The sequence below is a fragment of the Rhodococcus sp. SJ-2 genome (assembly GCF_053750035.1).
The window spans coordinates 2,118,295-2,137,213 of record NZ_CM132340.1; the positions used below are offsets into that span (position 1 = coordinate 2,118,295).

The window sequence follows — 18,919 nt, forward strand, 5'->3', positions numbered from 1 at the left end:
TTCCTAGCTCTGGAAAACGGAAACGACCGACTGCAGAAGGTCGTCCTGGAGGCGTTCGGGAGACGGGTATGCACGCTTGCTGTGCGAAAGTCCGGTCTGAACAAGCATTTCGCACATCTTGTACGCGACGACACCGGGATTGAGGACGGGAACGTCGAGCACCGACGACAGATACGCGTGGCTCTGATGCATGGTGGTCGATCCGAGCACGATGACATCGGCTCCGTCATCCTCCACGGCGGCGCGCGCCTGACGTTCGAGCTCGGTGAAGACGAACTCTTCCTTCCCTGCAAGAAGTTCCGCTGCATCGGGCCGGACTCCGATGTCGCGTACCGACGCGAGGCGTGCGCTGATTCCGTTCTCCCGAGCGGCCTTGTAGTACAACTCGTGCCACTGGGGCCACATCGTGACAACCGAGAATCGCTTGCCGAGCAGACAGGCAAGCAGCATGGTTGCCTGACTCGGCGCGACCACCGGGATCGTCAAGCGCGAGCGAAGCGCGGCGAGGGCGGAGTCGCTCATCGAGTTGACACATACACCCACGTAACCCTGTTCCTGTGCCCGGCATCCTGCCTCGAGAACGAAGGCGTCGGCGAGAGTGGTTTCGTAGGCGCTGTCGAGCGTCGCGCCACCGGCCCTGGCCGAGACGAAGACATTCTCGAAGGATGGGTGGACGAACTCGCCTGACAGCTGGGCAGCGAAGGCATCCAATGCCTCTGGCGGTACGGGAACGGGAACGATATTGAGCACACGGTTCACAGGTCGAGTTCCTCTCTGGTTCGGGTGAGGGTGTCGACGACGGCGTAGGCTACGGCCTTGGTCGCCATCATCACGTCGGCCACGGAGGCGACACCCATTCCTCCTAGCCCCTCGTTCAGGTCATCGGGGGCAGTTTCCGGCGGCCACGGATATCCGATGCGCGCGCACGGTATTCCGAGGCGCCGGATCAGTGTGCCGTCGGTCTGGCCACCGAGGAGCGGCGTCGTGGTGTACGGGCGACCCTCGACCTCCTCCCATCCTCGTCGGCACGACTGGACTATCCAGTTCTCCGGGTCGGTCATGCCGCCGGGCAGCGAGCCGTACATCTCCCAATCCAGATCGAGGTCGGGGTTCCGTCTGCGAATCTCATCGATCATCTGCGCAAATTGGTGACGAACGTCGCCCGGTGTCACGCGGGGATTGACCCGGACGTCGAGGTAGATCTCCGTGGTCGCGGACGGGAAGGCAGGCTTGTCCGGGCTCCCCGACCGGACGGCCGAGATCCAGCCCTCGGGAATGGTCGAACCGGACGTGTTGCGTGCGGTGTACTGGGGCAGCCACGCCTCGATCTCTTGGATCACCGTGGCAGCCGGCACGATCGAGGAGCGGAATCCCTTGGTTCCCCTTGTGATTCCGGCGTATCCGAAAGTCCCGCGCACCGACACCTTGAACCAGCACATACCTGGCTCTTCCGGGTATACCGCCCACCACGGCTTGAGCACGACGGCATGGTCGGGTGCCATTCCGTGGGTGAGCAGATGAAACACACCGCTACTCATCCCGACGTTGTCGCGTTCGCTCATCGTCACCGGCATCCCGCCGCCCGCGAACCCGATTGCGAGGTCCCCGATCAGGGGAAGATCGGCGTCGACGACGGCATGCATGACTTCGGTGAGCCCGGCGACCATGCACTTCGGATTCGAGGCGCCCAGGCCGACGACGAGATCCCCGTGAACCGTAGCTTCGGGAATCATGTCGGATCGCAACGATTTTCCGATCCAGGGGACATCCGATTCGGGATCGATGTGCGTGTCGATAGGGGCGTAGAGCAACAGCCTGCTACCTCCACCCGATCCCTGCATCTCGCCGATCGCGTTGCCGGTGTGTTCGGAGATCGGCTGGTATCGCGCATCGATCCCGACCCGCTCACGGAGGTGGGACGCCATGAACTCGGACGCTGCCCGCTCACGGCCGGTGGGACTGTGAATGCCGATCAGATCGACGAGCAAGTCCCGGAATCGATCAGCGTTCAGGTTCGCGCAGACGGCCTCGTACATCTCGCGCCGACGATCGTCGAGCGGGAGCGCCTTGGTTGTCGATATATCAGTCATCTGTTTCTCTCTCCGATATGCCGGGCCTCGCAGCCAGGCCGGCGCGATCCGTCAGACAGGTCGCTATGCGCACCAGCGCCTGATCCGCATGTGCGGGTGCCACAAGCTGGATTCCGAGAGGCAGGCCATGGACGCCGCGTCCTGCCGGGAGCCCGACAGCGGGACATCCGCTCACACTCGCGAGCTTGTTGAACACGGGGTCACCGGTTCCGGTACCGATCACAGGTGCTTCGCCCGGCGCGGCGAGCGTGACCAGCAGGTCCAGGTCGTCGAACAGGCGATCGACCACGGTGCGTGCCCTCCTGAGCACCGTTCTGGCAGACTGAATCGCATTCGACGGCGCCTCGCGACCCGACTGCAGGAAATTCGTCAGTTGCCTGCTGACACTTCCCGGACGCGACCCGTGGATACGTTCGGCGAGCGCAGCGGAGGCTTCGGCCGCCATGAGCAGGGTGTGCGCGTCGTCGAGGTCGGCGAGGTCGGCCGGAATCTGCACATCGACGATGTCGGACACCAGCCCACGCAGGCCGGAAGTGAAGTCTTCCAGGAGTGCGGCCGCCGCCGGAGTTGCGCGGTCGTCCCACGGTGGTCGCAGCACTCCGACCCGTAGTTCTCGCAGTGGTGCCAGCACGGTAGCCGGGGGAGGGACATGTCCGGCGGTGGAGAGGGATTCGTCGATGGCGCCCAACCACGCGGGATGCCGGGCGAATGCGCCGACCGTGTCGAAGGTGAGCGCGACGGGCAGTACACCGTCAAACGGCCAGCGCCCGTATGTCGGCTTGAGCGTGAACACGCCGCAGAAGGAGCCCGGCCGTAGGACCGATCCGGCAGTCTGGGTTCCCAACGCCAACGGCACCTGGCCGTCTGCGACCGCAGCAGCAGAACCACTCGACGATCCTCCGGGAGTATGTCCCGTGTGATGTGGGTTGCGTGTCTCGGTCGGTCGATACGTTGCGAACTCGGTAGTGGTCGTCTTTCCCATGATCACTGCGCCGTCGCGGCGCAGACGCCGAACGACTTCGGCGTCGCCGTCGGGCCGGTGGCCTTTCCACAACTCTGATCCGTATGCCGTGGGCTGGTCATCGGTGTCGATGATGTCCTTGATACCGAACGGAATTCCGTGCAGAGGCGAGCGCCGTTGCTCGGAGTCACGTGCCGACGCCTGACTCAGTGCGAGCTCAGGGTCGACGTGTGCCCAAGCCATGATCGTCTCGTCACGTTCCTCGATGCGCGCCAAGCAACGCTCGACTGCCGCGACGCTTCGATGCTCGTCGGCCAGGATGTCAGTGATGGGGGAGGTGGGTGCGGTAGGGCCGGACACCGCGGTCACCCCGCCTTCTGTGGTTCGTGACCCCATCGGGACGGAGACCGGAAGGTCTTGACCTCCCACTCGTCCGAGTCGATGAGCTCGCCGCCGTATCCGATCTCTATCGCGAATCCCGATGGCGTGCGCATGTAGAAGGACGTCACGCCGTCATTGGTGTGGCGCCCGAATGTCATCTGAAGATCGATCCCTGCAGCGTTGATGATGTCGTATGCGCGGCCCACGTCGTCCAGGGATGCCGCTTCGATCATCAGATGATTGAAATCACCTCCGGTGAACGAGAAGCATTCGTTCATCAACGCAAGGCTGTGGTGCCGGGGGTTGCAGTGCAGGAACGTCGCGTCGGCACCGTCCCACACGATGTAGTCGGTGAGCCGGAAGCCGAGCACCCGGGTGTAGAAGTCCACGGCGGCCGGGTAGTCCTTGCACATCAGCACCACATGTCCGAGACCGAGGGTCCCGGTGACGAATCCGCTGATCACATTGCCGTGCACGAGAGGGGCATGGTCGATCGTCGGGCCGAAGCAGACCTCATTGGGGAATCCGTCGTGGTCGACGAACCGGAACGCTTCGACAGCGAACCGCTCCTCCGCGGGACCGGCCGGAATCCACTCAACGTCGATTCCCTCGGTCGTGACCCGGTCCGCCAGGGTCCGCAGCATATCGGGACTGTCGACCTCCCACGTGATCGACCGGATTCGGTCCTGTTCCGCGGGATACAGTGCGATGCGATGGTGGTGGTCATCGATTCGGATCAGCAGCGGATCCTGTTCCGTTTCGCGGGGGCGTGCGTACAGCCCCAGCAGGTCCACCAAGACGTGGCGCCAGGCCTCGAGGTCGGTGACCTCGACACTCATTGCGCCCAGACGGGAAAGGCTCATCTCTTGCCTCTGTTCGGAAGTAGCGAGTCAGCTGGGTAGGAACTGCTCGGCGTGGATACGCTCGGCCGGCATCCCGAGTTCGAGCAGCCGCTCCTCCGCGGCTTTCAGCATCGCCGGCGGGCCGCACAGGTAGGCGGAGGTGAGGGGGTGCTCGACGTCCGCTGCGTTCAGAACGCTGACGGGGTTACCCTCCAGCACTCCGGTTACGGCGGTCGGTTCGTCGACAACCACGCGCACGTCGAGTTTGGACATGAAGCCCTGCCGGGCTTCCAGCTCGTCGAGATGGAACAGGTCGGTTTCACGGCTGCAACCGAATACGAGCCTGATCGGATATTCGTCGCGTGCGGTCTGCAGCTTCTCGAGCATCGACAGCATCGGGGCCAGTCCGGTACCTCCGGCAATCATGAGAACCGGGCCGGACTCGTCGATGAGTCCGAAGCTACCTGTGGGACCCTCGATCTCGATCCGGTCTCCGACCACGGCGTTGTTGCGGAGGTAATCCGACATCACGCCGGCGGGTAGCACCCGGATCGTGAAGGTCAGTTTCTTGCGGTCTCGTTCGCCGGATGCCATCGAGTACGAACGCCATTCGTCGGTGCCGGGCACCTGCATTCGCACGTACTGCCCGGCTCGAAACGCAAAGCGCACCGACTTGGGCAATTTGAGTTGCAGTTCCACCGCAGTCTCACCGAGCCAGATGATCGCACCGACCTTTGCGGTCGCCGTGATCACGGGGTACTCGTCGAGCATCGATGCCGGGTAGTCGAGGTCGATCTCGGAATCGCCACGCACGTGCGATTGACACAACAACCTTTGGCCAGCGTCGATTTCGTCCTTCTTGAGCGAGTACACGCGCCCTTCGGGCATGATCACGTCACCGCGTGCGACCCGGCCCACGCATGTTCCGCACGTGCCCACCGTGCATTGACTGACCAATCGCACACCGGCTTCGGTCGCCGCTTCGAGAATCGTGGTATCTGCCGGTACCTGAACGGTTTTGGTTCCATCTGTGAAGTTGAGACGGACATTGCTCTGGGTGGCCATCGAGCGCTCCGGAAGAGTGTCGGTCGGGGCGATCGACACGACGCTAGTCCTCGTCCTCGTAGGGGGACTCGAAGAAGCCGCGAGGGTGCCGCGACGCCATCTTGCGCCATGCAACGATGGAATAATCCATGTCGCAGAGCATTTCATTGTTCCAACCATCGAATCTGGTGTAGTGCTCCTCAGTGGCTTCGCGTGCGAAGACGTCACTGTTGTTGAACCCCTCGAGTGCGAGAGGGAGCATGAAATTGTCGTACTTGAAGTTGAACTCGGCGATGTCTTCTTCAGTGGTCACGCGGGTGGCGATGACCTCCCAGTACTCGTGATGGTGATCGTCGATCGGCACGTAGAACTCGTACTGCACGTGATCGGTGATCGGCCAATGCTCAACCATCAGGACCCCCGGAACCCACAGTGACGTGCGGAAATAGTGCGGCACAGTACCTCGGGCCTTCATGTTGACCTTCGGGTTGTCCAGCACCGGCTCGTAGAGGTCCGGCCGGTCGTAACGGTTCATCACGCCCTTGGGACCGTCCGGGATGTCGATTTCCTCGGTCGCGGAGTCGGTCAGAGCGTTGACTCCGAGCGGCAGCGCCCGGTCGAGCGCTACCAGAATCTGGTTGTCCCAGTGCACCAGAAGGTGACCGGGATCGAGGCCGTTCTCCGCCGCAAGACGCCAGTTGCCCACCAGTTTGCGGTGGATGCCACGAATGACAATTCCCTCGTCCAGTAGGTGCGCGACTGGAGAATCGTTGGGGTCGTTGGTAACCGGTGCCGGAAGGTCGGCACTGAGAGGAGGTGGGGTGCCGTAGTCGTCCTCTCCCACGAACACGTAGATGATCCCGTTGACCTCTTCGACGGGATAGGTGCGGATGCCCACTTTCCCGATCAGTGAGTCATCGGGATTTCCTACAATAGTGGTGAGGCTGCCGTCCTCGAGTCCGTAGGTGAATCCGTGGTACCAGCAGGTAATGGTGCCTTCCGACAAGCACATCGGCTTGGCCGAGAGTTTCACACCTCGGTGGATGCAACGGTCGGAAACCGCGTATGCCTTGCCGGCCGAACGTCGCAGTGCGATGTCGTGACCGCCGATAGTGACACCTTTGGCGGTGTCGTCCTCGAGTTCGTGGGACAACAGTGCGGGATACCAGTGATTGGCGTAGCCCCAATCGGCCTTGACGTACGGCGCGTACTGCCGGGTGGCTCCGGCGGACGAGCCGCTGTGAGAGGTAGTTGTCATCGAAGTGACCTCCGGAGGATGTGGTCGGGGAATAGTGGCTCCCATCCGCATGGTCTTGCCGGATGGGCGAGCGGCCCGGGCTGATGGGCCATCGATTCGAAGTCGAAACAAGGGGGTGTTGCAGACCACAATATCCATCCTCCGTGGAATGTCAATCAATTTTCTATGAATGATCAACTGATCATTCGAGTCGTCGCTGGTAACATCTGTGTCCAACACCCCATGCGCAGCACAAGCCACCGACGAGCGGACTACGGAAGAAAAGATGAGCAACACCGAACCCCGGTCGTCCGGACAACCCGAGTCGCTGGCACCGGGGCGACGCTGGCACCTCGCGGACAACGCCTACGAAGAGGCGCTGACGGCCTTCGAGTTCGCGATCCTCCAGGTCGAGGGCGGCTTCCAGCGGTTCGCGGTCCAGGCCATTCGGGTTTCCTCCGACATCGACCTGACATTCAACGAGGTCGTCGCTCTACACGTCGTGCGCATGCAGGAACGATCGAAGGACACAGCGACGATCGCCCAGCTGACCAATCGGGACGATCTTCCGAATCTGCAGTACAACCTCCGGAAATTGGTGAGCCTCGGCTTGCTGGAGCGCACCAAGTCGGGGACTTCGTCGGTCTTCACTGTCACCGCGACCGGCCGTGAGGTCACCGATCGGTACGCCCAGTTGCGCCAGCAGACCTTGAGCACCAACCTCGAGGAGCTCAGCGACAGCGTGACGAAGATGCATCACGCGGTCCGGTCGATGCAAGTACTCACCGGCCTGTACGAGGCGGCCAGTCGCGAACTCGCAACAATCAACACGGCCGCATTCTTCGACCCTCTCCCCGGTGAGGGCGCCGAGTCCGAACCTCCCACGAAACCTGCCGGCTGAGTCCGCTCACGTACCGATCGCGCTCGGTCCTGACAGCTCGCACGGCCTCATGGCAGGGCGGCGAAGTTCATCACGACCGCATCTTCCGAAGACGCGGACAGCAATGAAAACTCCGTTCATACAACCTATTTCAAATACGATGGTTGACGAATACACGAGGAGATCATAGGCTGACGCAGCCATATGTAGCGCTCTGCTCCGAATGTGGACAGCCAATCACTCTGCCGCCCGAAAGGGACCTCCCCATGACAGCTCTCACGCCGCTGCCACTACTCACCGCTCTTCAGGATTCCGGCCACGGAGCCGACGGCCCCGATGCGGTCCGGGTGGGCGACAGCGCCCTCACCCGATCCGAACTCATCGCCGCAGCATCCGCAGTGGCAAACGAGATCGCCGGTGCTTCAAGCGTTGCAGTCGATGCCACGGCGAGTATCGAGACGGTCATCGCGGTAACGGGATGCCTCATGACGGGCGTGCCGGCTGTTCCGGTTCCGCCCGACTCCGGCCCGAGCGAGCGTGCACACATCCTGAAGGACTCCGGCGCACAGATCTGGCTCGGCTCTTCGCGTGAGGACATCTCTCTTCCATCGGTCGCGGTCGACGCGCAAGCCCGTTCCTCGGCGACGCATCGCGAGCCGGATCCTGAGGCAACAGCGATGATCATGTATACCTCGGGTACCACCGGTTCCCCGAAAGGCGTCGTACTGTCCCGCTCCGCGATCGCCGCCGGGTTGGACGGCTTGGCCGAGGCGTGGAACTGGAGTCCGGATGACACTCTCGTGCACGGGCTTCCACTATTCCACGTGCACGGGCTCATCCTGGGCGTCGTGGGAGCCCTACGGCACGGCTCGCCCATTGTTCACACGGTACGACCTACCCCCGAGGCGTATGCGGCAGCATCCGGTTCGCTGTACTTCGGTGTTCCCACCGTGTGGTCGCGAATCTGCGCGAACACCGCGGCCGCACGGGCCCTCACATCGGCACGGCTCCTCGTCTCGGGCAGTGCCCCTTTGCCGGTTCCACTGTTCGAACGGATCGTGAAGCTCACCGGTCTCACCCCGATCGAGCGGTACGGAATGAGCGAAACCCTCATCACGCTCAGCACACGGTCCACCGGTGAACGCAGACCCGGCTGGGTGGGGAGTCCCATCCGCGGAGTGCGAACGCGCCTGCTCGACCAATCGGGCAATCCGGTCCCGCACGACGGGGAAACAGTGGGTCGGCTCGAGGTTGCGGGCGACACATTGTTCGGCGGATACCTCGGAAACCCAGCCAAGACTGCGGAATCCATGACTGCCGATGGTTGGTTCAAGACCGGCGACATCGCCGCGATCGACGAACAAGGCTTGCACCGCATCGTCGGACGGGAGTCGGTCGACATGATCAAGTCCGGCGGATACCGGGTCGGGGCAGGCGAAGTGGAGCAGGCACTGCTGAATCATCCCGAGGTTCGCGAGGCTGCGGTCATCGGTGTTCCCGACCACGATCTGGGGCAGAGAATCGTCGCGTACGTGGTGGGCGACTGTCACGACGATGGTGCGCTGCCTGATTTCGTCGCGCGCACCCTTTCGATCCACAAACGTCCGCGAGAGATCCGATTCGTCGATACCCTGCCGCGCAACGCGATGGGCAAAGTCCAGAAGAAGATCCTGATCGACGATCACCTGACGAAGCGATGAGCCTCGAGCGTGCCGAGATTCGGACGGAGACCCACCGGAACGTCGCAGTTCTCATAATCGATCACCCGCGCCGGCACAATGCACTCACCGGTGGGATGCTCGACGAATTGATTTCCGTACTAGAACAACTCGCGGACGACCCCGCGATTTCGGTCGTTGTACTCACTGGTACAGGAGCACAGTTCTGTGCTGGCATGGATATTCGTGAACTTCGATCGGCACGTGTAGAAGGCATCCGTATGGAAGATCGAGTCACCGATGCAGAGGAGGCGCTCGCAGCCTTTCCCAAGCCGACAATCGCAGCCATCCGCGGATACTGCATCGGCGGGGGTGCACAACTCGCTCTTGCATGCGACTTCCGGGTGGCTGCAGAAGGTTCCGAGTTCGCTGTCACTCCAGCGAAGCTCGGCGTGATCTATCCAGCGCGGACAATCCGTCGGATGGTGCTCACTCTGGGCCCTGCCACGACAAAACGGCTGGTGATCACGGGGGACCGTATCGGCAGTGCTCTTGCGGCACAACTCGGCGTCGTCACCGAGGTGGTCCCGGACGAGACGCTCGTCGCCCACGCCATGACTTTGGCGGAATCCATCGCGTCGAGGTCCTCGATCACGCAACGAGCTGCGAAGGAGATGATCGATGCGGCCGCCCGCGGGCGACTCGACGACGAGCTGGAGCACTATTGGCGAGACGCAACCAACCCCGATCTCGAGATCGGACTCGAGGCCTTCCTGTCCGGCAGGTCTCCGCAATTCAGCCACACGATGCGCGAATCAACTCATGTGAATTCCATCGACTCGTCGATCCGGCCGAATCGCATCGTGGGTAGATCGAGCAGATAGTTCTGCCGCATCAACCACGGGCTCCGTGAACCCTGTTTCGGAAGAATGCTTTCCGAACGCGCGACATAACCCGACGTCAAACCGAGCAGCGGCTGAGGTGAGGCGTCGTGATGCGATACCGGCCGGGCGATGCGATACCCGCCCCGGCGCATGTGATTCAGCAGGCGGCACACGTACAGGGATGCGAGGTCGGCGCGCAGTGTCCACGACGCGTTCGTGTATCCGAGACACAGCGCAAGATTGGGTACGCCGCTGAGCATCATCCCGCGATAGGTGTAGTGACGGGCGAGATCCACGGTCTCACCGTCGATCGTGAATTCGACGCCGCCGGCGGGAACGAGGCGCAACCCGGTCGCGGTGACGAGGATGTCGGCATCGAGGTGGTCGCCCGACTTCAGCAGCACGCCCTTCTCGGTGACGGTATCGATGTGGCCGGTCACGATGTCCGCGGCACCGGAGTTGAGAACCTTGAACAGATCGGCGTCGGGCACCAGACACATTCGCTGATCCCAGGGCCGGTAGCTCGGGGTGAAATGCGGATCAACGGTCGACCCATCACGCAGATGTCGCTTCGCAAGCCGGCGCAGTACAGGTTTCGCCACCCCGGGAAGACGCTGACACAGCTGGTAGAAGCCCAGATTGGCCACCGTGTTCTTCGCGCGGATCACCCGGTGGGACACCTTGTCGGGCAAGTATTTCCGAATACGGGTCGCGATCGGATCGCGGGACGGCAACGACATCACATACGAAGGCGACCGCTGCAGCATCGTCACGCGCTCGGCCTTCTCCGCAAGCGAGGGCACGAGAGTCACCGCGGTGGCGCCACTGCCGATCACCACGACCTTCTTACCTTCGTAGTCGAGGTCGTCGGGCCAGAACTGGGGATGCGCGACGGTTCCGGCGAAATCATCCAGGCCGGGAATGTCAGGTAGATAACCGGATTCGTAGCTGTAGTACCCGCTGCACAGATACAGGAACGCACAACTCAGTTGTGTGTCCTCCCCGCCCGAGTCCTCACCGCCGGAGCTCACCCGGACTGTCCACCGCGCATCGGTGCTCGACCATGCCGCCGACACGACGCGATGCCCGAATCGGATCTTGGCGTCGATGCCGTACTCCGCGGCGGTGTCGCGCACGTACTGCAGGATGCTCGCGCCGTCGGAGATCGATTTCTCGCCGCGCCACGGCCGGAACGGATACCCGAGCGTGTACATATCACTGTCGGATCGAATTCCCGGGTAGCGGAACAGATCCCACGTACCACCGACACTGTCGCGGGCCTCGAGAATCGCGTAGGTGCGGTCCGGGCACTGCGTCTGCAGTCGGTATCCGGCACCGATGCCGGACAGTCCGGCACCGACGACCAGCACATCGACGTGTTCCATGTCTACTCCTGCCTCCTCGTCCCTACCGACTCGCCCACGTCAACAGATCATCCACCGGCCACGCGTTGATCACCACGTCGGGTTCGACACCCCGCTCGGCCGCGCGCTCGCATCCGAACCCGAGCCAGTCGAGCTGCCCCGGGGCATGCGCGTCGGTGTCTATCGAGAACAGGCACCCGATATCCAGCGCGAGATCGATCAGTCGCGACGGTGGATCACGACGTTCGGGACGCGAATTGATCTCCACCGCGGTGTCGTAATCGCGGCACGCCGTGAACACTGCCTCCGCGTCGAACGTCGACTCGGGTCGCTGCCCGCGACCGCCGGTGACGAGCCTGCCGGTGCAGTGCCCGAGGACATCCACATTCGGATTCTCGACGGCCCTCAGCATCCGCTTCGTCATCGTCGCCCGGTCATCGCGCAGCTTCGAGTGCACGCTCGCAACGACGATGTCGAGGGCGGCGAGGAGCCCTTCGTCCTGGTCCAGCGACCCGTCGTCGAGGATGTCGACCTCGATGCCCGTGAGGATCCTGGTGCCCTGTGCGCTCTCGTTGAGCTCCGCTACAACGGACAACTGCGTGTGGAGGCGTTCGGCGCTCAGCCCGTTCGCCACCGTCAACCGAGGGGAGTGGTCGGTCAAGGCCATGTACTCGTGGCCGATCATCGTCGTGGCGGTCCGTTGCATCTCGTCGATGGGGCTGCCGCCGTCGGACCAGTCGGAATGGGTGTGCAAATCGCCCTTCAGCGCTTCGAGGAGTGCGCGACCGCCGCGACCGATCGGCTCGGCGTCGTCGCGCACACTCTGCAGGTAGTCGGGGACACTGTCGAACGCTTGCCGGATCACGGTCGCGGTCTTCGGGCCGATCCCGGCGAGTTCGGTCCAGTCATCGGCGCGACGGTGCTTCGCTCGAGCGATTTCGGAGAGGCCCGCGACCACGTCGGCGGCATTCCGGTACGCCTGCACACGATAGGTCGACGCGTGCTGACGCTCGAGCCAGAACGCGATCTCGCGGAGCGCGGCCACCGGGTCCATCTCACCATTGTGGACGCGTGCCCACAGGTTGCGCTCCGTAATGTGGGCACCATGTCGAGACGTCGAATAGTGCTGCTCACCGGATGCATCGCGACCGGGTCGGCGTTTGTGTGGGTGTCCTCGCAGGTCGCTTCGTCTGCGCAGGGCCGGATGTACAGCCTCGCCGACGCACCACCGGCTCCCGTGGTGATCGTGCCCGGCGCGCGGGTACGAGACGGCAAACCTGGCGGATTCTTACGCGGACGTCTCGATGTCGCGGTGTCGCTCGTCCGGGACGGACGCGCCCGGGCAGTTCTTGTCTCCGGTGACGCCGCGGGACGCTCCGGCGACGAGATCACCGCGATGATCGACTACCTCACCTCACACGGCGTGGATCGCAACCGCATCGTCGCCGACCCGTACGGCCTCGACACCTTCGACACTGCCCAGCGGGCCATGCGCACGTTCGGGGTGCGGGAGGCGAACATCGCGACGCAGCGGTTCCATCTGCCCCGTGCGGTCGCGCTGTGTCTGCGCGCGGGGATCGACGCGACAGGTGTCGTGGCGCGTGGACAGGCGCGGCCCGTGTCGCAGATCCGCAGTCATCTCCGCGAATGGGTGTTGTCACGTCCGAAGGCGTTCCTCGAACTTCGCTTTCCCCGCGACCCCGCGGTGTCGACACCTCCCAATGACACACTCGCCGAGATCCTCGCCGTCCGCTGACCACCGGGTCGTTTCGGTCCTGACCACCGGGTCGATTCGGTTCTAGTGTGATCGGATGCGACCTTCAGCTCTCATTACCGGAGCGAGTCGCGGCCTCGGCGCCGCGATCGCCCGCGAACTCGCCCCCACCCACGACCTTCTCCTCGGCGGCCGCAGGCCCGACTCGCTCACCGCGATCACCGACGAACTCCCAGGCACCACCCCGTGGCCCGTGGACCTGCTCGATCACGACGCGCTGACCGCTGCGACGGCCGGAATCGAGCGGCTCGACGTCCTCGTCCACAATGCGGGTGCGGCCGAACTCGGCGCCGTCGCCGACAGCGACGTCGAGCAGTGGCGACACATGATGGACGCGAATCTCCTCACCGTCGTCGCACTGACGCAGCTGCTGCTCCCGGCACTACGGGCCGCGAACGGCCATGTGGTGCTGATCAATTCGGGAGCAGGTATCCGAGCGAATCCGGGATGGGGTGCGTATGCCGCGAGCAAGTTCGCGCTGCGCGCATTCGGCGATGTACTACGCCTCGAAGAACCGTCCTTGCGGGTCACGTCGGTGCATCCCGGTCGCATCGACACCGACATGCAGCGCGCGATCGTCGCGACCGAAGGCAACGACTACGACCCTTCCCGCTTCCTGAAGGCGTCGACGGTGGCGCGCGCGATCCGGAACGCCGTCGAGACACCGGCCGACGCGCATCCTGCCGAGATCATCCTGCGCCCGTGGTCGCCGCCCGGATCATGATCGCGCACTCAGAACGGTAGGGGAATCACCACCGGGGGCCCGCCGGGCACGTTGATCCGGATCTGCGGGGGCGGCGGGGGAGCCGGTGCAGGTGCCGGCGCGGGAGGAGGCGGCGGCGGTATCTGCGGCATCGGCTCAGGTGCCGGTGCCGGTGGTGGTGGAGGCTCAGGTGCCGGGGGTGGAGGCTTCGGTGCGGGCGGCGGAGGCTCCGGTGCGGGCGGCGGTGCCTGCACTCGAGGGCGCGGTGCGGGGGCCGGATTCTGCTCGACCGTTTCGGGTGCCGCAGCCACTTCCGGTGACGGCGGCGGCGGCGGTGCAACCGGGGCGAGCGGACCGGCACCGATCGGCACCGCAAGCAAGTCACCGGTCGTGATGTCGACGACCTTCAACTCGTTCACCGCATCGGCGGACGATTGCACGACGAACAGTCGTTCCGGATCGAACCCGGTCCACTCGGTGCCTTCGATGTCGGTGTCCTTCGCCAGCACGGGCGGCGACAGTGGGTTGCCGCGGGCACATCGCACCCGCGGCATCCCGTGGTCGTCGACGAGCACCACCGTCCCTGTCTCGAGAACCGCCTGGACGGGAAGGGCCATGCCGTCGATGTAGTCGTAGCGGGTGACGCGGGTATCCGCGCGGAGCAACACCGGAGTGAGAGCGCTCGTGTACTCGAGGATGTCGTCGGCGCCGACCTTGGCCTTCCAGGCGGCAGCCTTGGCCGAATCGCTGGTAAGGGTCGCGACCAGTTCGTTTCGGTCGCACAGTTCCCGGTCGAGACTTCCCCCGTAGAGCGCGACGCGGTCGCCTGCGACCGCGGGCGTTCCGTCGTGTGATACCGGATCTCCGGACTCTGCGAGCGCGTCGTCCGGCGGTGGCGGGACCGCCACAGGAACCTGGGCCGGAAGCAGAAGTCCGGTCCAGGGGTGGTCGCTCTGCGCGGTCGCGATGTCGAGTCGCACGGGATCCGGAGAACCGGAACCGCCGGACGAACACGCACCTGCCACGAGCGCGGTCAGGGCGAGCACCAGTCCGCATCCGCGTACTGCGGTGTCGGGGGCCACGTTCGTCAGCCTAGGTCGACGAGACCGGCCGCGCCGGGTTATTCGGATCGTTCGCGCGGATACAAATCCGCAAGGAAACCGAGCAACAGGTCGTCGACCTCGCGCCGGCGCTCCATTTGCACGAAATGTCCGGCACCGTCGAGCAGATGGATCCCGCGGAGGTCTGGCACGGTCTGCCGCATGCGGTCGAGCGCATGCGGCCCCGACATCGTGATCACGGGGTCCGATGCCCCGGCGACGAACAATGTCGGCACCGTGAGGTGCGCACCGTCGTATTGTGCGGATGCCTCCCAGTTCGCGTCGTAGGCGCGGTACCACGAGAGCCCACCGCCGAAACCGCTACGGGAGAACTCGCTCGCGTAATGCTCGAGTTCCGCTTCGCTGAGCCAGTCCCATGGAAGCTCCGGCGCGGCGGGCAGCACGTCGAGGTATCCGCGCCCCTCCGAGGGATGGTCCCAGACGTCGAGGTACCGATATGCACCCGACAGTGCGAAGAACAGACGCTGAAGAAACTCCGCAGCGTGCGGATCCAGTTCGGCCTCGGCGACACCATGCTGCTGAAAGTAGTGCAGGTGCAGAAAGTGCTTGCGCGCCATCGCCGCGTACAACTCGGTAGGGCGCGAAGGCGGGCGATCCGGCGCGTACGGCACCGAGAGCAGAACCAGCCCGGCTACCCGCCCCGGGTGCCGCAGTGCTGTCGTCCATGCTGCGGGCGCACCGAAGTCGTGTCCGACGAATACGGCTCGTTCGATGCCGAGTGCATCGAGGAGCCTCGTCAACCGATCCGCGACCGCGACGTTGGTGTAGTCCTCGACGGACTCCGGGCGGTCGGTACCTCCGTAACCCGGCATGTCGGGAGCGACCGCGCGGTAGCCCGCCGCGGAAAGTGTCTCCACCTGATGCCGGTAGCTGTAGCCGAGGCCGGGGAATCCGTGGCACAGCACGACCGTGGGTCCTCTGCCCTCGTCGTGGATGTTCCACGTGAAACCATCGATTTCGACCGAGCGGACAGGCATCAGGTCGCGGGCACCGTCTGCATGTCGTCCTGACTCCAATACGCCCTCATGCCGGTGATCTTCGCGTCGTCGTCGAAGGACATGACGTCGACGACCTCCATCACCATGTCCTGCTCACCCAGGTGCGTGACCAGGCGGAAGAGGAAAGCGGCATTGTTCTCGGCGATCTTGAGGGTGAGCACTTCACCGGTTTGGTCCAGCGGTTCGATCACGCTGTAGAACTCGCGGATCTCCGTTTCCGTGGTGCGTGCGGGAGTGCCGACGGGATCTTCGACCGTCGCACCCGGCGCGTACAGCGCGAGGATGTCTTCGACGGTGCCCTTCGCCACTGCGCGGACGTAGTCCTCGACGGTGTCGCGGATTGCTTCACGAGACGGTGCCATGATGCCCTTTCAATGTTAGAACGTGTTCTATTTTTCAGAGTAGTGCACGATCGCATCCTCGGCCAGGGGCCGAACATGCAATCCTGTGCGCAACATTCATTCCCACCGACAGGAATGCCATCGCATGAGCGCAGACATCGCCTTCACCCTCACCGGGCACACGACCACGCTCGCCGCACGACGCTGGGAACCGGAGTCACCCCGCTACATCGCGCTGCTGTGCCACGGCTACGGAGAACACTCGGGCCGATACCACTACGTCGCGACGCGCTTGATCGCCGACGGCGCCGCCGTGTACGCGGTCGACCACATCGGGCACGGCCTCAGCGACGGCGAACGGGTACTCGTCGAGAACTTCGAGGACGTCGTCCATGACTTCCGCCTTCTCGATCTCACCGCACGACGCGAACATCCAGACCTCCCCATCGTTCTCATCGGCCATTCGATGGGCGGGATGATCGCCGCGCGCTACGCCCAACTCCACGGCGACGAACTCGCCGCGGTCGTCCTCTCCGGCCCGGTGCTCGGCACGTGGGCGGTCGTCGACACACTTCTCGCCGCAGACGAGATCCCCGACGCCCCTGTCGATCCGTCGACACTGTCGCGCGACCCGGAGGTGGGTCGCGCCTATGTCGACGATCCGCTCGTGTGGCACGGTCCGTTCAAGCGACGCACTCTCGAAGCGCTGAAGGACTGTCTCGGCACCATCATTGCGGCAGGTGCCGTCGACACCGTGCCGGTGCTCTGGCTGCACGGCAGCGACGACGCACTGGTCCCGGTGGACGGCACCGCCACCGGCTGGGCGACATTCTCCGGCCGCGGTTCGTCATCGAAGCAGTATCCCGGGGCACGACACGAAATCTTCAACGAGACGAACCGCGACGAGGTGCTCGACGACGTCCTGGATTTCGTGCACGAGCAGCTTCGATAGTGCGCTATCCGCCCGAACCGTATGGCCGGGTGATGATTTCGAGATAGTGACCTGACGGATCGAGGAAGTAGGTTCCGCGTCCGCCGTCGTTGTGGTTGATCCCGTGCGCGGATTGCTGGGGATCGGCCCAGTGTTCGAGCTTCTGCTCGAGGATGCGCCCGTGGATCCGGTCGAAATCCTCCTCCGACACCAGGAACGCGTAGTGCTGGGGCGAGAACTCGACGTGAGGCGGCGGCTCGGCGAAGTCGAGGGTGACGCCGTTGGCGAGCTGGACGGCCAGGAATCGACCGGCCGGGACCGGATCGGGCAGACCGAACAGAGTCGTCAGGAAATACGCCGAGTGCTGTTTGTCCCTGGCAGCGATGATTGTGTGATCGAGAGAGATGGTCAAGAGGAATCCCTTGGGGTTCGACGCCTCCATGCCTGACGCAGTCCGTCATCGACACGCGACGCTGTTTCCAGAATTACCATCTCCGGGTGGAGTTGTCGATACCGCTCGTCGCGCCCGTTCCGCACTGCTCAAGCTCCGGCGATCTTACCGATCTGCCTTTCCGCCAGGTCGACGACCAACTGATCATCGACGGGCCCGGTCGCGTTGATCTGGAAGTAGACACCGTCGACCGTTCCGGCGACGACGGTGGTGGACTCTGCTGCCCCGCCCTGGTCCGCCTCCGCGCGAGCCGCCGTGAGACTCTCGGCACCTTCCACATCGAGTTCCAAAGGGGAGACGCGGTAGGTGACGGATGCTTCGGCGTCACCGGATGAACTCGTCCGGGTGAAACTTGCGCACTCGTCGAGGTTCTCGACCACCCGACTACCGGTGTCACCGGTGGTGACCATGACGGTGACAGAACTGTCGGTTCCCTGGCTGCCGTCGGACGCATATTCCGAGACAGCCGTGCCTGCACGATCCCGGTTCAGTCTCAGCACGGTATCCACCGCGGTGGGCACGAGTGCGCCACACGATTCGGGATCGGTGACCGTGCTGCCGCTGATCTCCTCGAACATCGCGATCACCTCGTCGTTGCTCACCTCACCCATATCCGAGTCGAGCGTGTCGGCCACATCAGTGTGGATGTATCCCGCCGGGGCATCGACGTCGGAAAGAACCACCTCCGACGGTACGACTGCGACCGCTGGAGTGGACACCGCGTCGGTCTCGGTACTGCCGGAATCGGTGCCGCAGGAGGTCAGGGCACACATGGCGAGACACACGAAACCGGCGGCCAGGGGCTTGTTCACAGTGCGAAAGTTACTTTCTCCTAAGGGGAACCGAGATACTCGGCTGTACAACTCCATCAACCAAGCTATCAAGACCCGGTCGTTCAACGACAGCAGTTCGGATCCAGCACCACACGCAGAGCGTCGAGGGACTCGCCCCGGGGACGGTGGAAGACGTTCATCCCGCGTCGTTCGGAGTCGACCATTCCGGCCTTGCGGAGTTGCCCGAGGTGGTGACTGACGGTGGATTCGGTGAGGTCGACACCGGCTGCGAGATCACACGTGCACATCTCGCCGCCATCGGCGGTGAGCAGGATCGACATGAGCGTGATGCGTACCGGATCAGCGAGGGCCTTGAGACGCAACGCAAGTTCGAGAGCAGCGTCCTCGCTCATCGGCGCGGCCGATACCGGTGCGCAGCAGATCGGTGCACTGACGTCGATGACGGGCAAGGCTTTGGGCATGAGT

At 63.9% G+C, this 18,919-nt stretch carries 20 protein-coding genes; 6 read left to right on the forward strand and 14 right to left on the reverse strand.

The annotated features are described in order from the left end of the window. Nucleotides 1–3: 3 nt before the first annotated feature. The 6 genes from ACSYG9_RS09890 to ACSYG9_RS09915 are packed head-to-tail and all read right to left on the reverse strand — an operon-like array spanning nt 4 to nt 6,576. On the reverse strand, nt 4–759 hold the full coding sequence (locus ACSYG9_RS09890) for an aspartate/glutamate racemase family protein (protein ID WP_054806069.1): 756 nt from the start codon (nt 757–759) through the stop codon (nt 4–6). Next, the gene (locus ACSYG9_RS09895) at nt 756–2,090 is read right to left on the reverse strand and encodes a M20 family metallopeptidase (protein ID WP_454842286.1); all 1,335 of its coding nucleotides are present in this window, start codon (nt 2,088–2,090) and stop codon (nt 756–758) included. The genes ACSYG9_RS09890 and ACSYG9_RS09895 overlap by 4 nt, the downstream gene beginning before the upstream one ends. Next, complete coding sequence (locus tag ACSYG9_RS09900) at nt 2,083–3,420, reverse strand: amidase (protein WP_454842287.1); 1,338 nt, start codon at nt 3,418–3,420, stop codon at nt 2,083–2,085. Before ACSYG9_RS09900 ends, ACSYG9_RS09895 begins: the two co-directional genes overlap by 8 nt. Then, on the reverse strand, nt 3,417–4,295 hold the full coding sequence (locus tag ACSYG9_RS09905) for a VOC family protein (RefSeq protein WP_054809916.1): 879 nt from the start codon (nt 4,293–4,295) through the stop codon (nt 3,417–3,419). Before ACSYG9_RS09905 ends, ACSYG9_RS09900 begins: the two co-directional genes overlap by 4 nt. Before the next feature lie 27 nt (nt 4,296–4,322). Further along, nucleotides 4,323–5,378 carry an FAD-binding oxidoreductase gene (locus tag ACSYG9_RS09910; RefSeq protein WP_454842289.1) on the reverse strand — a complete coding sequence of 352 codons (1,056 nt, stop codon included), beginning with the start codon at nt 5,376–5,378 and terminating at the stop codon, nt 4,323–4,325. Nucleotides 5,379–5,382: 4 nt separating this feature from the next. Continuing rightward, nucleotides 5,383–6,576 (reverse strand): Rieske 2Fe-2S domain-containing protein, encoded by a 1,194-nt coding sequence (locus ACSYG9_RS09915; RefSeq protein ID WP_054806070.1) that lies wholly within the window; start codon nt 6,574–6,576, stop codon nt 5,383–5,385. Between the two features lie 265 nt (nt 6,577–6,841). Here ACSYG9_RS09915 and ACSYG9_RS09920 point away from each other — a divergent pair, with 265 nt between their 5' ends. The 3 genes from ACSYG9_RS09920 (at nt 6,842) to ACSYG9_RS09930 (ending at nt 9,977) form a co-directional block, all read left to right on the forward strand. Further along, nucleotides 6,842–7,456: a helix-turn-helix domain-containing protein gene (locus ACSYG9_RS09920; RefSeq protein ID WP_454842290.1), complete on the forward strand. Its 615-nt coding sequence runs from the start codon at nt 6,842–6,844 to the stop codon at nt 7,454–7,456. Nucleotides 7,457–7,701: 245 nt separating this feature from the next. After that, entirely contained in the window at nt 7,702–9,135 is a 1,434-nt protein-coding gene (locus tag ACSYG9_RS09925; RefSeq protein ID WP_454842291.1) for an acyl-CoA synthetase, read from the forward strand. Beyond that, complete coding sequence (locus ACSYG9_RS09930) at nt 9,132–9,977, forward strand: enoyl-CoA hydratase/isomerase family protein (protein WP_454842293.1); 846 nt, start codon at nt 9,132–9,134, stop codon at nt 9,975–9,977. The genes ACSYG9_RS09925 and ACSYG9_RS09930 overlap by 4 nt, the downstream gene beginning before the upstream one ends. Here ACSYG9_RS09930 and ACSYG9_RS09935 read toward each other — a convergent pair. Beyond that, on the reverse strand, nt 9,914–11,362 hold the full coding sequence (locus tag ACSYG9_RS09935; protein ID WP_454842295.1) for a flavin-containing monooxygenase: 1,449 nt from the start codon (nt 11,360–11,362) through the stop codon (nt 9,914–9,916). The genes ACSYG9_RS09930 and ACSYG9_RS09935 overlap by 64 nt on opposite strands. 22 nt (nt 11,363–11,384) lie before the next feature. Beyond that, nucleotides 11,385–12,395, reverse strand: coding sequence for a PHP domain-containing protein (locus tag ACSYG9_RS09940; RefSeq protein WP_454842296.1), 1,011 nt, complete (start codon nt 12,393–12,395; stop codon nt 11,385–11,387). Between the two features lie 51 nt (nt 12,396–12,446). Between ACSYG9_RS09940 and ACSYG9_RS09945 the strand changes: the two genes are divergently transcribed. Continuing rightward, a complete protein-coding gene (locus tag ACSYG9_RS09945; protein ID WP_454842297.1) occupies nt 12,447–13,097 on the forward strand; it encodes a SanA/YdcF family protein in 651 nt (216 codons plus the stop codon). A gap of 55 nt (nt 13,098–13,152) precedes the next feature. Beyond that, nucleotides 13,153–13,839 carry an SDR family oxidoreductase gene (locus ACSYG9_RS09950; protein ID WP_454842298.1) on the forward strand — a complete coding sequence of 229 codons (687 nt, stop codon included), beginning with the start codon at nt 13,153–13,155 and terminating at the stop codon, nt 13,837–13,839. Nucleotides 13,840–13,847: 8 nt separating this feature from the next. Here ACSYG9_RS09950 and ACSYG9_RS09955 read toward each other — a convergent pair whose 3' ends face one another. From ACSYG9_RS09955 to ACSYG9_RS09965, 3 genes are read right to left on the reverse strand one after another with little or no spacing between them, the layout of a single operon-like run. Then, complete coding sequence (locus ACSYG9_RS09955; protein ID WP_454842300.1) at nt 13,848–14,900, reverse strand: DUF6777 domain-containing protein; 1,053 nt, start codon at nt 14,898–14,900, stop codon at nt 13,848–13,850. 38 nt (nt 14,901–14,938) lie between these two features. Next, nucleotides 14,939–15,916 carry an alpha/beta fold hydrolase gene (locus ACSYG9_RS09960; protein ID WP_454842302.1) on the reverse strand — a complete coding sequence of 326 codons (978 nt, stop codon included), beginning with the start codon at nt 15,914–15,916 and terminating at the stop codon, nt 14,939–14,941. After that, nucleotides 15,916–16,299 (reverse strand): nuclear transport factor 2 family protein, encoded by a 384-nt coding sequence (locus ACSYG9_RS09965; RefSeq protein ID WP_454842303.1) that lies wholly within the window; start codon nt 16,297–16,299, stop codon nt 15,916–15,918. Before ACSYG9_RS09965 ends, ACSYG9_RS09960 begins: the two co-directional genes overlap by 1 nt. A 124-nt stretch (nt 16,300–16,423) precedes the next feature. Here ACSYG9_RS09965 and ACSYG9_RS09970 point away from each other — a divergent pair, with 124 nt between their 5' ends. Next, nucleotides 16,424–17,230, forward strand: a complete 807-nt coding sequence (locus tag ACSYG9_RS09970) for an alpha/beta hydrolase (RefSeq protein WP_454842305.1) — start codon at nt 16,424–16,426, stop codon at nt 17,228–17,230. Nucleotides 17,231–17,234: 4 nt separating this feature from the next. On the opposite strand, the gene ACSYG9_RS09975 is transcribed toward ACSYG9_RS09970, so the two are convergent. From ACSYG9_RS09975 to ACSYG9_RS09985, 3 genes are all read right to left on the reverse strand, one after another. Then, the gene (locus ACSYG9_RS09975) at nt 17,235–17,651 is read right to left on the reverse strand and encodes a VOC family protein (RefSeq protein ID WP_440127000.1); all 417 of its coding nucleotides are present in this window, start codon (nt 17,649–17,651) and stop codon (nt 17,235–17,237) included. A 98-nt stretch (nt 17,652–17,749) separates the two neighbouring features. After that, nucleotides 17,750–18,472, reverse strand: a complete 723-nt coding sequence (locus ACSYG9_RS09980) for a hypothetical protein (RefSeq protein ID WP_454842306.1) — start codon at nt 18,470–18,472, stop codon at nt 17,750–17,752. An 83-nt stretch (nt 18,473–18,555) separates the two neighbouring features. Further along, on the reverse strand, nt 18,556–18,915 hold the full coding sequence (locus tag ACSYG9_RS09985) for an Rv2640c family ArsR-like transcriptional regulator (RefSeq protein WP_440127002.1): 360 nt from the start codon (nt 18,913–18,915) through the stop codon (nt 18,556–18,558). Nucleotides 18,916–18,919: the final 4 nt, after the last annotated feature.

Bases quoted from the DNA above. Each gene is read 5' to 3' on its own strand.
- ACSYG9_RS09975 (WP_440127000.1), bottom strand. From the start codon at position 17,651: ATGGAGGCGTCGAACCCCAAGGGATTCCTCTTGACCATCTCTCTCGAT.
- ACSYG9_RS09915 (WP_054806070.1), bottom strand. From the start codon at position 6,576: ATGACAACTACCTCTCACAGCGGCTCGTCCGCCGGAGCCACCCGGCAG.
- ACSYG9_RS09940 (WP_454842296.1), bottom strand. From the start codon at position 12,395: ATGGACCCGGTGGCCGCGCTCCGCGAGATCGCGTTCTGGCTCGAGCGT.
- ACSYG9_RS09945 (WP_454842297.1), top strand. From the start codon at position 12,447: ATGTCGAGACGTCGAATAGTGCTGCTCACCGGATGCATCGCGACCGGG.
- ACSYG9_RS09920 (WP_454842290.1), top strand. From the start codon at position 6,842: ATGAGCAACACCGAACCCCGGTCGTCCGGACAACCCGAGTCGCTGGCA.
- ACSYG9_RS09925 (WP_454842291.1), top strand. From the start codon at position 7,702: ATGACAGCTCTCACGCCGCTGCCACTACTCACCGCTCTTCAGGATTCC.
- ACSYG9_RS09985 (WP_440127002.1), bottom strand. From the start codon at position 18,915: ATGCCCAAAGCCTTGCCCGTCATCGACGTCAGTGCACCGATCTGCTGC.
- ACSYG9_RS09965 (WP_454842303.1), bottom strand. From the start codon at position 16,299: ATGGCACCGTCTCGTGAAGCAATCCGCGACACCGTCGAGGACTACGTC.
- ACSYG9_RS09950 (WP_454842298.1), top strand. From the start codon at position 13,153: ATGCGACCTTCAGCTCTCATTACCGGAGCGAGTCGCGGCCTCGGCGCC.
- ACSYG9_RS09970 (WP_454842305.1), top strand. From the start codon at position 16,424: ATGAGCGCAGACATCGCCTTCACCCTCACCGGGCACACGACCACGCTC.
- ACSYG9_RS09930 (WP_454842293.1), top strand. From the start codon at position 9,132: ATGAGCCTCGAGCGTGCCGAGATTCGGACGGAGACCCACCGGAACGTC.
- ACSYG9_RS09960 (WP_454842302.1), bottom strand. From the start codon at position 15,916: ATGCCTGTCCGCTCGGTCGAAATCGATGGTTTCACGTGGAACATCCAC.
- ACSYG9_RS09895 (WP_454842286.1), bottom strand. From the start codon at position 2,090: ATGACTGATATATCGACAACCAAGGCGCTCCCGCTCGACGATCGTCGG.
- ACSYG9_RS09935 (WP_454842295.1), bottom strand. From the start codon at position 11,362: ATGGAACACGTCGATGTGCTGGTCGTCGGTGCCGGACTGTCCGGCATC.
- ACSYG9_RS09905 (WP_054809916.1), bottom strand. From the start codon at position 4,295: ATGAGCCTTTCCCGTCTGGGCGCAATGAGTGTCGAGGTCACCGACCTC.